The organism is Nocardia sp. GP40 (assembly GCF_050434125.1).
GTDB classification, from domain to species: Bacteria; Actinomycetota; Actinomycetes; order Mycobacteriales; family Mycobacteriaceae; genus Nocardia; species Nocardia albiluteola.
Genome location: NZ_JBNPVW010000022.1, coordinates 21,705 through 34,443, shown reverse-complemented (window position 1 = coordinate 34,443; position 12,739 = coordinate 21,705). Strand labels below are relative to the sequence as shown.

6 protein-coding genes and 1 tRNA gene are annotated in these 12,739 nt (G+C 70.0%); 4 read left to right on the top strand and 3 right to left on the bottom strand.

Annotation, left to right across the window (positions count from 1 at the left end):
• Positions 1 to 57: 57 nt before the first annotated feature.
• Complete coding sequence (locus ABH933_RS41495; protein ID WP_429427843.1) at positions 58 to 261, bottom strand: heavy-metal-associated domain-containing protein; 204 nt, start codon at positions 259 to 261, stop codon at positions 58 to 60.
• Positions 262 to 432: 171 nt separating this feature from the next.
• Here ABH933_RS41495 and ABH933_RS41490 point away from each other — a divergent pair, with 171 nt between their 5' ends.
• Positions 433 to 1,353, top strand: a complete 921-nt coding sequence (locus tag ABH933_RS41490; protein ID WP_429427845.1) for a 4-(cytidine 5'-diphospho)-2-C-methyl-D-erythritol kinase — start codon at positions 433 to 435, stop codon at positions 1,351 to 1,353.
• 11 nt (positions 1,354 to 1,364) lie between these two features.
• Here the strand turns inward: ABH933_RS41490 and ABH933_RS41485 are convergent, their stop codons facing one another.
• On the bottom strand, positions 1,365 to 1,979 hold the full coding sequence (locus tag ABH933_RS41485) for a hypothetical protein (RefSeq protein WP_429427847.1): 615 nt from the start codon (positions 1,977 to 1,979) through the stop codon (positions 1,365 to 1,367).
• A 149-nt stretch (positions 1,980 to 2,128) separates the two neighbouring features.
• Here ABH933_RS41485 and ABH933_RS41480 point away from each other — a divergent pair.
• From ABH933_RS41480 to ABH933_RS41470, 3 genes are all read left to right on the top strand, one after another.
• Positions 2,129 to 2,202: transfer RNA gene (locus tag ABH933_RS41480), tRNA-Met, on the top strand.
• A 255-nt stretch (positions 2,203 to 2,457) separates the two neighbouring features.
• Complete coding sequence (locus ABH933_RS41475) at positions 2,458 to 9,849, top strand: amino acid adenylation domain-containing protein (protein ID WP_429427849.1); 7,392 nt, start codon at positions 2,458 to 2,460, stop codon at positions 9,847 to 9,849.
• A 290-nt stretch (positions 9,850 to 10,139) separates the two neighbouring features.
• Positions 10,140 to 11,951: an ABC-F family ATP-binding cassette domain-containing protein gene (locus ABH933_RS41470; RefSeq protein ID WP_429427850.1), complete on the top strand. Its 1,812-nt coding sequence runs from the start codon at positions 10,140 to 10,142 to the stop codon at positions 11,949 to 11,951.
• Between the two features lie 14 nt (positions 11,952 to 11,965).
• On the opposite strand, the gene ABH933_RS41465 is transcribed toward ABH933_RS41470, so the two are convergent.
• On the bottom strand, positions 11,966 to 12,730 hold the full coding sequence (locus ABH933_RS41465) for a glucose 1-dehydrogenase (RefSeq protein WP_429427852.1): 765 nt from the start codon (positions 12,728 to 12,730) through the stop codon (positions 11,966 to 11,968).
• Positions 12,731 to 12,739 lie beyond the last annotated feature (9 nt).

The following is a 12,739-nucleotide window of genomic DNA, read 5'->3' as shown; positions in this document are numbered from 1 at the left end:
CTCCTTCGGTGTGGCGGTACTGGTGCGACGGTCGCCGGTGCGGCGGCGCGGGGGAGGTCAGGCGAGCTGGTAGCCCGCCTCGTCGACGGCGGCGGCGATCGCCTCGTCGGATACGGGCGCCTGCGAGGTGACCTCGACCCTGCCGCTGGCGAGGTCGACCTCGACGCCGGTGACGCCCTCGATGCCGCCGATCTCCTTCCGCACCGAGGACACGCAGTGTCCGCAGGTCATCCCGGTGACGGTGTAGGTGCTGGTCGACATGATCGACTCCTTCGTGTGCCATACGGTGAGGGGGTATCCCCTGGAACGATGTCCAACATACCCCCCATGGGTACCTTGGGCAAGTGATTCGAGCCACTCGACCCGGGCCGGCGGCGCGTTGGCGGCCGCCGCGGCGGCGGATGTCCCCGCTGCCCATTACCCTTGGAGCCCGTGCTTTCTGTTGTCCCCAGCCCTGTGGTCGTGCGGGCGCCCTCGAAGGTGAACCTGCACCTCGGGGTGGGTGACCTGCGTGCGGACGGGTATCACGAGCTGACCACCGTCTTCCAGGCGCTGTCTCTGAGCGACGATATCGAGCTCACCCCCGCCTCGTCGTTGTCGGTACGGGTCAGCGGGGAGGGCGCCGGCGAGGTGCCGACCGATCGGACCAATCTGGTATGGCAGGCCGCGGTGCGGCTGGCGCACGTGGCCGGGCGGGCGCCGCTGGTGGAGATCGCGATCCGTAAGGGCATTCCGGTGGCGGGCGGCATGGCGGGCGGCAGTGCGGACGCGGCGGCGGCCCTGGTGGGGCTCAACGCGCTGTGGGAGGTCGGCCTCAGCCGCGACGAGCTCGCCGCGATCGCCGCCGAGCTGGGCAGCGATGTGCCGTTCTCGCTCGCGGGCGGGACCGCGCTCGGGCGCGGGCGCGGGGAGAGACTGCTTCCGGTGTTGTCGCGCAGCACCTTTCACTGGGTGCTGGCGCTCGCGCGGGACGGGCTGTCCACCCCGGTGGTCTTCGGCGAACTCGACCGGCTCCGCGACCACGGTGATCCGCCGCGTCTGGGCGAACCGCAGGAACTGCTGCAGGCCCTGGCCTCCGGGGATCCGGCGCAGCTGGCCCCGCTGCTGGGCAACGACCTGCAGGCCCCGGCGCTGTCACTGCGGCCGGATCTGCGCCGCACGCTGCGGGCGGGCACCACGGCCGGGGCGCTGGCCGGGCTGGTCTCGGGTTCGGGCCCCACGTGCGCATTCCTGTGCGAGAGCGAACAGGCCGCGATCGAGGTGGCGGCCGAACTCTCCGGTGCGGGTGTGTGCCGCAGCGTGCGCACGGCCAGCGGCCCGGTGCCGGGCGCGCGGATCCTCGACGAGTCCTGACCCGGCCGAGTTCAGACGCCCAGCGCGGCGGCGAACAGCGGCCAGGAGTTGTGCGGGTCTTCCTGCCAGTAGGGCCAGGCGTGGGTGCCGCTGCGGTAGACGACCGTTGCGGGGATGGCGAGGGCGTTGAGGCGGTTCACCAGGGCCGCGCCTCGAGCGTGCCCACGCACAGCGTCTCGGTGATCCGGAGCACATTCACCACCGGTCCGAAACCGCCTCGTACGGTGTGGCTCTCGCCGAGATCGCGCCGCATGGCCTCGTGTCGGTAGCGCCGACCGCACCGCGCCGACCACCCGCGCCCGCGCCGAGCCGGTGTAGGCGCGCTCCTCCTCGAGCAGTTCGGCAATGGTGAGCGGGGCGTGCGCGGATTCTCGCCGAGCGGGCGAATCCGTTGCGGAGGTGTACAACTCGGCCGTGCGCCGAAACACCCCGGCGGCGCCGGGGCAGTCCTGCACGATGTGGTGGCTGCGCAGGTACAGCAGGTGAATTTCGGGTCCGACCTCGAAAAGCGTGGCTACCGTGAGCCGGTCGGCGAGCAGGTCCAAGGGGCGAGTGTGGTCCCGCTCCATCGCGTCCGGTGCGTCGGCGATCGGATCGTCCCGATCGGTGAGATCCATGTAACTCATCGGCTCGAATGTGCCGGGGTCCTGGTCGAACCGTCCGCGGCAAACCTACGGCGTCGATGCCCCGGTTCCGGGGGAGCAAGCACGTGTCCGCAAGGCCTGACCTGGCGATTCGGTGTGGCGGAGGGGTTCATGTAAGGTAGTAATCACGACGCGGGATGGAGCAGCTCGGTAGCTCGCTGGGCTCATAACCCAGAGGTCGCAGGTTCAAATCCTGTTCCCGCTACTGAGAAAGTGGCCCGGAAGCCAAAGCTTCCGGGCCACTTTCATGTCTGCGGATCGTGGGTGCTCCCTCGGAAACGCCAGCGGCACAACCATTTCCGCCGGCCAAGCCGCCTCATGCACACCTGGTATCGCCAGGTCGGCTGTGCAAAATTAAACTTGCAGTTCGGTAACATCCGGACAGGTGTACGGATATACCGGACATTGGGTTGTTTAGATGGAAGGTCCGCCGCACGGTGGGGAAGGTGTCGTAGTGCCGATGACTACCGGGGGTCGCCGCCCTCCACGGACCTCCCGTCGCCGGAAGTCGGCGGTCGTCCAGTTCGGGCAGTTGCTGACGGCGGCGGTGGAATCCTCGGCGGATTCGGTGGCCATCTCGTTCGATCCCGCCGGTGACGGTTCCGCGACGCGCCGGCTGACCTACCGTGAGCTGGACGAGGCATCCTCGCGGCTCGCGCGCGAGCTGATCGCGCACGGGGTCGGCGCCGGCGACGTCGTGGCACTGGGCATCGCCCGCTCGATCGAATCCGTGCTCGCGGTCTGGGCGATCGCCAAGACCGGAGCGGCGTACGTGCCGGTCGATCCGTCCTATCCGGCGGAGCGTATCGCGCACATCGTGTCGGATTCCGGCGCGGTGCTGGGCGTCACGATGTCGGCGCATCGTGCGGTACTGGGCGACGGCGTGCCGTGGCTCGAGCTGGACGTCCCGGAGACGGCCGAAAGGATCGCGCGGCACGCGGGCCATCCGGTGTCCTATGCCGACCGGGTTCGTGCGATCCAGCAGGGACATCCCGCCTACGTTATCTACACCTCCGGCTCGACCGGACGGCCCAAGGGCGTCGTGGTCACCCACGCCGGGCTCGGTTCACTCGTGGTCGCCGAGCGGGAACATTATGGGGTGAGCGGCGATTCGCGGGTGCTGCACGTGTGCTCGCCGAATTTCGATGTGTCCGTGCTGGAGTTGATGCTGGCGTTCTCCTCGGGCGCGACGCTGGTGGTGTCGCCGCCGAAGGTGTTCGGCGGGTTCGAGCTGGCGGATCTGATTGCGCGCGAGCGGGTTACGCACATGCTGATCACGCCCGGCGCGCTGGAATCGGTCGATCCCGCGGGCCTGGACGACCTCGAGGTCGTCATCGTCGCGGGCGATACCTTCGGACCCGAGCTGGTGCAGCGCTGGGCGCGGCCGGATCGTGTGTTCTACAACGGATACGGCCCGACCGAGGCGACGATTCTGGCCACCTCCACCGCCGCGATGGTCGCGGGCGGACCGATCACGATCGGCACGCCGATCGCGGGAGTCGGTGCCTTCGTGCTGGATTCGCGGCTGCGGCCGGTGCCCGACGGGGTGATCGGCGAGCTGTATCTCGCGGGTCCCGCGCTGGCGCAGGGATATCTCGGGCGTCCGGGCCTGACCGCGGAGCGGTTCGTGGCCAGCCCCTTCGAGCCGGGCTTGCGCCTGTACCGGACCGGTGATCTGGTGCGCCGCAACGAATCCGACGGAACCATCGGCTACCTGGGCCGCTCGGACTTCCAGGTGAAGGTGCGCGGATTCCGGATCGAGCTGGGCGAGATCGACAACGCGCTCACCGCTCATCCCGATATCGACTACGCCGTCACGATCGGGCGCGCGCTGCCCGCGGGCACGACGGCGCTGCTGTCGTATGTGCTGCCGCGCCCGGGAGCCACCGTGGATACCCGCCGGGTGGCCGAATTCCTCGCCGAATCGCTGCCCGCGCATATGATTCCGGCCTCGATCATGGTGCTGGACGAGATTCCGCTGACCCCCGTCGGCAAGCTGGACCGGGCGCGTCTGCCCGAGCCGGTGTTCGCCTCTCGGGAGTTCCGCGCACCCTCGACGCCGGTCGAGGAGATCGTGGCCGACGTGTTCGCCGGTCTCGTCGGTCCGGCCGGGATATCGAGCCGGGTGGGCGCCGACGACGACTTCTTCGAACTGGGCGGAAACTCGCTGCTGGCGGCGCAGGCCGTGGCCCGGATCGGTGCGGCGCTGGGGTTGCGGGTGCCGGTACAACTGCTGTTCGAGGCATCCTCGGTGTCGGGATTCGCCGAGCATGTCGAGCGACATACCGGTTCGGCCGCGGGGCAGCAGTTGCGGGCGATGGAGCGGCCGGATCGGGTGCCGTTGTCGTATGCACAGCAGCGGATGTGGTTCCTGAATCGGTTCGATCCGGGTAGTGCGGTGAACAATATTCCGGTCGCGGTCCGGTTGTCGGGCCGGTTGGATGTCGATGCGTTGCGGTTGGCGGTGCGGGATGTGGTGGCGCGGCACGAGGTGTTGCGCACGGTGTATCCGGAGGTGGATGGCGAGGGCCGGCAGGTGGTGCTGCCGGTGTCGGATGTGCGTGCGGTGCCGGAGCTTTCGGTGGTGGAGTCCGATGAGGCCGGTGTGCTGGGGTTGGTTGCAGAGGCGGTGACGGCGGGCTTCGATGTGACCGCGGCGCCGCCGGTTCGGCTGCGGCTGATTCGAGTCGGAGACATCGCGGAAGGTCAGTTCGTCCTGGTCTGCGTCGTGCATCATATTGCGGGGGACGGCTTTTCGATGGGCCCGCTCACGCGGGACCTGATGACCGCCTACCTGGAACGGGCCCGGGGTGGGCAGCCGGAATGGACGCCGCTGGAAGTGCAGTACGCGGATTACGCGCTCTGGCAGCGCGAGGTGCTGGGCACCGAGGACGATCCGGCGTCGCTGCTGGCGAGGCAGGTCGAATTCTGGCGCCGAGAGCTGGCGGACCTACCCGAACAGCTGGACCTGTCCACGGACCGTCCGCGCCCCGCGGCGTTGTCGCCCCTGGGCGCCGTCGTCGGTTTCGAGATCCCGGCGGACGTGCACGCCGGACTGAATAATGTTGCGCACGATCATAATTCGACGCTGTTCATGGTGGTGCACGCGGCGCTGACGGTGCTGCTGGCGCGGTTGTCGGGGGCGCGGGACATCGCGGTGGGCACGCCGATCGCCGGGCGGGGCGAGGCGCAGCTCGACGAGCTGATCGGGATGTTCGTGAACACGCTGGTGCTGCGGACGCAGGTCGAGCCCGCGCTCGCCTTCGAGGAGTTGCTGGCCGCGGTGCGCCGGGCCGATGTCGAGGCGTTCGGGCATGCGGATGTTCCGTTCGAGCGGCTGGTGGAACTGCTCGATCCGGTGCGCTCGGCGGCGCGGCATCCGCTCTTCCAGGTCGCACTCACCTTCCAGAACATGGCGCAGCCGCGGTTCGAGCTGCCGGATCTGTCCGTGTCCGCGGTCGAATTCGATACCGCCCTGGCGAAATTCGATCTGCAGCTGACCCTGGCGGAACGGATCGACGAGCGCGGCACGGCGCAGGGCATGGCCGCGACGTTCACCTACGCGACGGACCTGTTCGACGCGGCCACCGTGCGCGACATCGCGGAACGATTCCAGCGGGTCCTGGCGGCAGTCGTCGCGGACCCCCGCGCGGTGGTCGGCGACATCGACGTGCTCGCGCCGGGCGAGCGAGAATCGGTGCTGCACGCATGGAATTCGACGAGCGCGCGGGTCCCCTCGGTGACGCTACCCGAGCTGATTGCCGAGCAGGTGCGGCGGCGCCCGGACGCGGTGGCCATCCGGCACGGGGACGCTGCGCTCAGCTTCGGCGAGCTGCAGCGCCGGGCGAATCGGGTGGCGCGGGCGCTGATCGCCCGGGGCGCGGGGCCGGAAACGCTGGTGGCGGTGGCGATGCCGCGGACCCACGAGCTGCCGGTGGCGCTGCTGGGCGTGCTGACGGCGGGGGCCGGCTATCTGCCGATCGACACCTCGTATCCGGCCGCGCGGCTGGAGTTCATGCTCGCCGACGCGTCCCCGGCGTGCATCCTCACGACCGAGCAGGCGCGGGAAGAATTGCCGGACAGCGACATTCCGGTGCTGCTGCTGGAGGACTGCGACGAGTTCGACGACGCGGTGATCGGGGATCCGGATCGTATTTCTCCGCTGCGGCCCGGCAATCTGGCGTACGTCATCTACACCTCGGGCTCGACGGGCGTGCCCAAGGGAGTCGGGGTGACGCACGCCAACGTGGCCGAGCTCTTCGCCCGGTCCCAGCCCCTGTTCGATTTCGACGAGACCGACGTGTGGACGCTGTTCCACTCCTACGCGTTCGATTTCTCGGTGTGGGAGCTGTGGTGCGCGCTGGCCACCGGCGGCACCGTGGTGGTCGTGGACTACCTGACGTCGCGGTCGCCGGAGGAGTTCCGGGAGTTGCTGATTCGCGAGCAGGTTACCGTGCTGAACCAGACGCCCTCGGCGTTCTATCAGCTCGCCGAGGCCGACCGCACCGCGCACACGCGCGAGACGGGCGCGGAAACCGACTCCGGAGCGGGCAAACTCGCCCTGCGCTACGTCGTCTTCGGCGGTGAGGCACTGGATCTGCGGCAGCTGCGGCGCTGGTACGACCGGCACGCCTCGGATGCCCCGCAGCTGGTGAACATGTACGGCATCACCGAGACCACCGTGCACGTCTCTCATCTGGCGGTGGACGACCGGCTCGCGGACAACCCCGCCAGCGTGATCGGCCGTGCCCTGCCGGGCCTGGCGACCTATGTTCTCGACGACCGCCTGCATCCGGTGGCGGTCGGCGTGGCCGGGGAGATGTACGTCGCGGGCGGGCAGGTGACGCGGGGCTACCTGGGGCGGCCGGGCCTGGCCGCGACCCGATTCGTGGCGAATCCGTTCGGGGAGCCGGGGTCTCGCATGTACCGTACCGGTGATCTCGGGCGCTGGGCCGGGCGCGACGGTGCGGCCGCGCTCGAGTACGCCGGGCGCGGCGATCAGCAGGTGCAGCTGCGTGGATTCCGGATCGAGCTCGGTGAGATCGAGGCGGCGCTGGGTTCCTGCGAGGGGGTGAGTCAGGCGGTCGTCGTGGTGCGTGCGGACGAGCACGCGGGCGATCGTCTGGTGGGTTATGTTGTGCCCGAGGATGACTCGGAGCTGGATCCGGCCGCGCTGCGTCGCCGGGTCGCCGGATTCCTCACCTCCTACATGATCCCGGACGCGATCGTCGTGCTCGAGACCTTGCCGCTCACTCCGAACGGGAAGCTCGACCGCCGGGCGCTGCCCGCCCCCGAATTCCTCGGGGCCACGGCAGTATTCCGCGCTCCCGGCACGCCGATCGAGCAGGCGGTCGCCGATGTGTTCGCAGGGTTGCTGGGTGCCGAGCGGGTGGGTCTGGACGACGATTTCTTTGCCCTGGGCGGTAATTCGCTGCTGGCCACGCGGGCGGTGGCCCGGGTCAACGAGGCCCTGGACGCGAATGTGGTGGTGCGGGAGCTGTTCGAGGCCTCGACCGTGGCCGCGCTGGCGGCGCGGGTCGTACCCGGCGCGGCGGCCGACGCGACCCGGCCCCGCCTGGTGCCCGCCTCGCGGACGCAGCAATTGCCGTTGTCGTTGGCGCAGCAGCGGATGTGGGTGATCAATCAGCTGGATCCGGAGTCGCCGTCGTACAACATTCCGTTGGCGATTCGGTTGACCGGTGAGCTGGATGTGGAGGCGTTGCGGGCGGCGGTGGGCGATGTGCTGGAGCGGCACGAGTCGTTGCGGACGCGGTATCCCGCGGATGGTCTGGGAGGGCTGCCCTATCAGCAGATCCTGCCCGTCGCCGACGCTCTACCGGGTGGTCTGGTCGTGGAGCCCGCAGCCGACCCGATCGCTCGGATCGGCGCGCTGATATCCACGGGATTCGATGTGACCCAGCAGGTTCCGGTGCGCGCACTGCTGCTGCGGAACGGCCGGGATCACCTGCTGGCGATGGTGGTTCATCACATCGCCGGCGATGCCGAATCGCTTGCCCCGCTGGCGCGCGACCTGGTCACCGCCTACCTCGCCAGAAGTGTGGGCGGCGAACCCGGGTGGGCGCCACTGGAAATCCAGTACGCGGACTACGCGGTGTGGCAGCGCGAGGTGATCGGCGAGGACGGCGACGAGAATTCCGTCGCGGCGCGGCAATTGGCGTATTGGCGCGAACGGCTTGCCGGCTTGCCGGCCCGGCTCGCGACCGATCGTCCCCGCCCGGCAGTGGCCTCTCTGCGCGGCGCCAAGACCGTATTCGCCCTGCCGGCGCAGGTGCATTCCGGGCTGATCGACATTGCCCGCGAACACAAGTCGTCGCTTTTCATGGTCGTGCACGCGGCGCTGTCCGCGGTGCTGGCCCGGGTCAGCGGCGGTGTGGAGATCGCGGTCGGGACGCCCGTCGCCGGACGTGGTGAACGCGCCCTGGACGACCTGGTCGGCATGTTCGTCAACACTCTCGTGCTGCGCACCACGGTCACCCCGGAAGGGAGCTTCGCCGACCTGGTCGGCCAGGCCCGCGAGACCGACCTGTCGGCGTTCGCGAACGCCGACATCCCGTTCGAGCGAGTCGCGGAGGTGGTGACCGGTGGCCGCGCCCACGAGCAGAACTCGCCCTTCCAGGTGATGCTGTCGTTCCAGAATGCGACGCAGCCGGTGCTGGAACTGCCGGGGCTGACCGTGGCGCCCGTCGATACGGACGCGGTGGTGGCCAAGTTCGATCTGCAGGTGATCGTGGAGCCGCAGCGCGCGGCCGACGGCTCGCCGGGCGAACTCGCCGTCGCGCTCAACTACGCCACCGATCTGTTCGACGACACCACGATGCGGGCCCTCGGGCGTGCGCTGGAGGGTGTGTTCGCCGCGGTGGCCGCCGACCCGGGCGTGCTGATCGGCGAGATAGATCTGCTCGACGCCGGGATAGCGGCCACCCAGCCCGCAGCGGTGATCGAGGCGGAGGCTCCCGACGGCCAGACCGCCGCGGTCGACAGTGCACCCGCCATCTCCCGCGGCACCGCGTTCAGCCAGGCGCTGGCGGCGATCGCGGAGGACGACCCCGATGGTCCCGCGCTGGCCTCCGGCGACGACGAGATCAGCTACGCGACTCTGCAGGCACGCGCGTCCAGGCTGGCGCGGGTGCTGATCGGGCGGGGTTGCGGTCCCGGCACGGGCGTCGCGGTGCGGCTCGATGGAGGCGCCGATTCGGTCGTCGCGATCTGGGCGATCCTGGCCGCGGGCGCGGCGGTGGTGCCGGACGGCGCGGCCGTTGCGAGCCCGGTGGGCGTCGCGCTCGGCCTGATCTCGGGCCCGGACGATGCCGCCGAGGACACCGCGGCGGCACACCCGGCCGAATGGCTCCGCCTCGACGACCCGGCGCTCGCCGCCGAGATCGCCGCCGCGTCCCCGCGCCCGGTGACCTACGCAGACCGCACGCGCGATCTGGCCGGCGAGGATCCGGCCTTCCTCGCGGGCGAGACGGTGACCTTCGACGAGCTCGCGGTGCTGGTCAATCGCTGCTGCGCGCGCACCGGGCTGACCTTCGAATCGCGCACGCTGCGCCACGGCGGCGCCGGTGATCTGGCCACGGTCGTCGAGGTCGCCGCCGCGGGTGCCGTCGGCGCCACGATCGTGACCACGTCCGCGCCCGCCGGTGAGCTGGCCGACGTCCTGGCGCAGGAATGGGTGACGCACCTGTTCACGGGCTCGGACGCCACGGCCGAACTAGATGGCGAACCGATCGAGGATCTGCATGCCATCGTGCTCGACGGCGGATCGGCGGCCATGGTGCTGGACGAACTACCCTGGGTGAATACCGTTGTCGCACTGAGTGATCTGCGGTAAGGCCGGGCGCAGTTCCGGTCGGACCCGACCGCGCGGCATCACCGGCATCCCGCCGCGCGAACCGATGGACAGGAATCCGACCGCCGCCCCTCCGGCGAGGCGTGCCCAAGACCCTGGTCCGTGCGGTCTGCGGTCTGTGGTCGTGCCACCGGGCGTCCGGACCGTCCGTCGACGAGCGAGCACGGATGGGGTTCGGATTCGGGCGAACCTCGTTCATATCCACTGCCGAGGAGCCTGCGGCAGCGGAACAGTACGCTGGTTCGGGCACTCATCGACGACACAGAGGATCCATGGTCAACCTGATCAACCTGGAACAGGTCAGCAAGAGTTTCGGCATCACGCCGCTGCTCGACGACGTCTCGCTCGGCGTGCAGGAGGGGGAGCGGATCGGGGTCGTCGGCCTCAACGGCGGCGGCAAGACGACGCTGCTGGAGGTGCTGACCGGGATCGAGGAGCCCGACGGCGGGCGGGTGAGCCGGGTGAACGGCCTGCGCATGGCGGTGGTCACCCAGCGCGGTTCGCTGCCCGAGGCCGCCACGGTCGGGGATGTGGTGCTGGCGGGGCTGGCCGATGACCAGATGACCGACGGTGTCGCCGAGCACGAGTGGGCGTCCAACGCGCGCATCCGCAACGTCATCGAGGGCATCGGCATCGCCGATCTCGGCATGGAATCCCCGGTCGAGAACCTGTCCGGCGGCGAGCGCCGCCGCGTCGCGCTCGCCGCCGCCCTGGTGCGCGAGCTGGACCTGCTGGTCCTGGACGAGCCCACGAACCACCTCGATGTCGAGGGCGTGCAGTGGCTGGCCGAGCACCTGCTGGCCCGTCGCAGCGCGCTGGTGGTCGTCACCCACGATCGCTGGTTCCTGGATACCGTCGCCACCCGCACCTGGGAGGTGGTGGGCGGCAAGGTCGAAAGCTACGAGGGCGGCTACAACGACTGGATCTTCGCCCGCGCCGAACGCGCCCGCCAGGCCGATGCCACCGAGGCCCGCCGCCGCAACCTCGCGCGCAAGGAGCTGGCCTGGCTGCGCCGCGGCCCGCAGGCCCGCACCTCCAAGCCGCGGTATCGGGTCGAGGCGGCCGAGGCGCTGATCGCCGACGTGCCCGCCCCGCGCGACACCGTGGAGCTGGCCGCGTTCGCCCGAAAGCGCCTGGGCCGCGTCGTGATCGAGCTCGAGGACCTCACGCTCGCCACTCCCGATGGTCGCGAACTCGTGCACGACCTGACCTGGCGCCTGGCGCCCGGCGAACGCGTCGGCCTGGTCGGGGTGAACGGCTCGGGCAAGACCACCCTGTTGCGCGCGCTGGCCGGTGACGCGGATCCGGCCGTCGGCAAGCGGATCCAGGGCCAGACCATCCGGATCGGCTGGCTGCGCCAGGAACTCGACGACCTGCCCGTGAATATGCGTGTGCTGGAGGCGATCTCCGATGTCGCCGAGCGAATCATGCTCGGCGACAAGGAGGTCAGCGCCGGTCAGATGGCCGAGCGGCTGGGATTTTCGCCCGCCAAGCAGCGCACCCCGGTGCGGGACCTGTCCGGTGGCGAGCGCCGCCGGCTGCAGCTCACCCGGATCCTCATGGCCGAGCCGAATGTGCTGCTGCTCGACGAGCCCACCAACGACCTCGACATCGACACCCTGCAGCAGCTCGAGGACCTGCTCGACGGCTGGGCGGGCACTCTCGTGGTGATCAGCCACGACCGCTACCTGATCGAGCGCATCTGCGATTCCACCTGGGCGCTGTTCGGCGACGGCAAACTCACCAACCTGCCGGGTGGCATCGAGGAGTACCTGCGCAGGCGTGCGGCGCTCGCTGGGGCGGGACGTGCCCCGGCCGCGGGCGGTTCGGCGGCCGCCTCGGCGAATTCGCCCGCCCCCGCGACGGATTCGGCCGCCTACCGGGCCGCCCGCAAGGAGTTCTCCCGCCTGGAACGGGCTCTGGAGAAGCTCACCGAGCGCGAGGAGCGCCTGCACACCGCCCTGGCCGAGGCCGCCACCGATCCGGATCGGCTGGTCACCCTCGGCGTCGAGCTCAAACAGGTGCAGGCGGAGAAGAACTCCACCGAGGAGCGCTGGCTCGAGCTCGCCGAAGAGGTCGGCTAGCCAGGCGCTGGTACCTAGATCATGGTGGCGGGAATGGCGTTGACGAGCCCGCCGTCGATCAGAAGGTCCTGCCCGTTGACGTAGCTCGCCTCGTCCGAGAGCAGAAATGCCACGGCGGCGGCGACCTCCTCGGCCGTGCCGACCCGGCCCGCCGCCACGAGAGTGCCTGCCGCGTCATGCGCCTGTTCGGACACCTCCGCCCGGTACGCGGGGGTGTCGATGTAGCCGGGACTCACCGAGTTGACTCGAATTCGCCGGGGCGCCAGCTCTGCGGCGAAGGTCCGCGCCAGATTGTGCACGGCCGCCTTGCTCGCCGAGTAGAGAGCGGTGGCGGGCGCGCCGCGATGCACCGCGAAGGACGCGTTGATCACCACCGCGGCCCGATCCGGCAGCAGCGGAAGCGATTTCTGGATGGTGAAGTAGACGCTCTTGAAGTTGGCGTCCACGACTCGATAGAACTCGGTCTCGGTGACGGTATCGGCGGGCTGGAACGCGCCGATACCGGCGTTCGCGAAGACCGCGTCCAACCGGCCGAAACGCTCCCGGACCATCTCGAACAGCGCGTCCAGATCGGCGAGATCGGTGGCATCGCCCGCAATTCCGGCAGCGTCCTCGCCGAGCTGCGCGGCCGCGTCGTCCAGCCGGGCCTTGTCGCGGCCGGTGATGATCACCCGGGCGCCCTCGGCCCGCAGCCGCCGCGCCGTGGCCAGCCCCATCCCGCTGGTACCGCCGGTGACGAGGGCGATCTTGCCGTCGAATCGAGAATTGTTGTGCGTCATGCTTTCAGC

Coding starts and splice junctions, on each gene's coding strand:
- ABH933_RS41495 (WP_429427843.1), bottom strand. CDS start 261: ATGTCGACCAGCACCTACACCGTCACCGGGATGACCTGCGGACACTGC.
- ABH933_RS41485 (WP_429427847.1), bottom strand. CDS start 1,979: ATGAGTTACATGGATCTCACCGATCGGGACGATCCGATCGCCGACGCA.
- ABH933_RS41475 (WP_429427849.1), top strand. CDS start 2,458: ATGACTACCGGGGGTCGCCGCCCTCCACGGACCTCCCGTCGCCGGAAG.
- ABH933_RS41470 (WP_429427850.1), top strand. CDS start 10,140: ATGGTCAACCTGATCAACCTGGAACAGGTCAGCAAGAGTTTCGGCATC.
- ABH933_RS41465 (WP_429427852.1), bottom strand. CDS start 12,730: ATGACGCACAACAATTCTCGATTCGACGGCAAGATCGCCCTCGTCACC.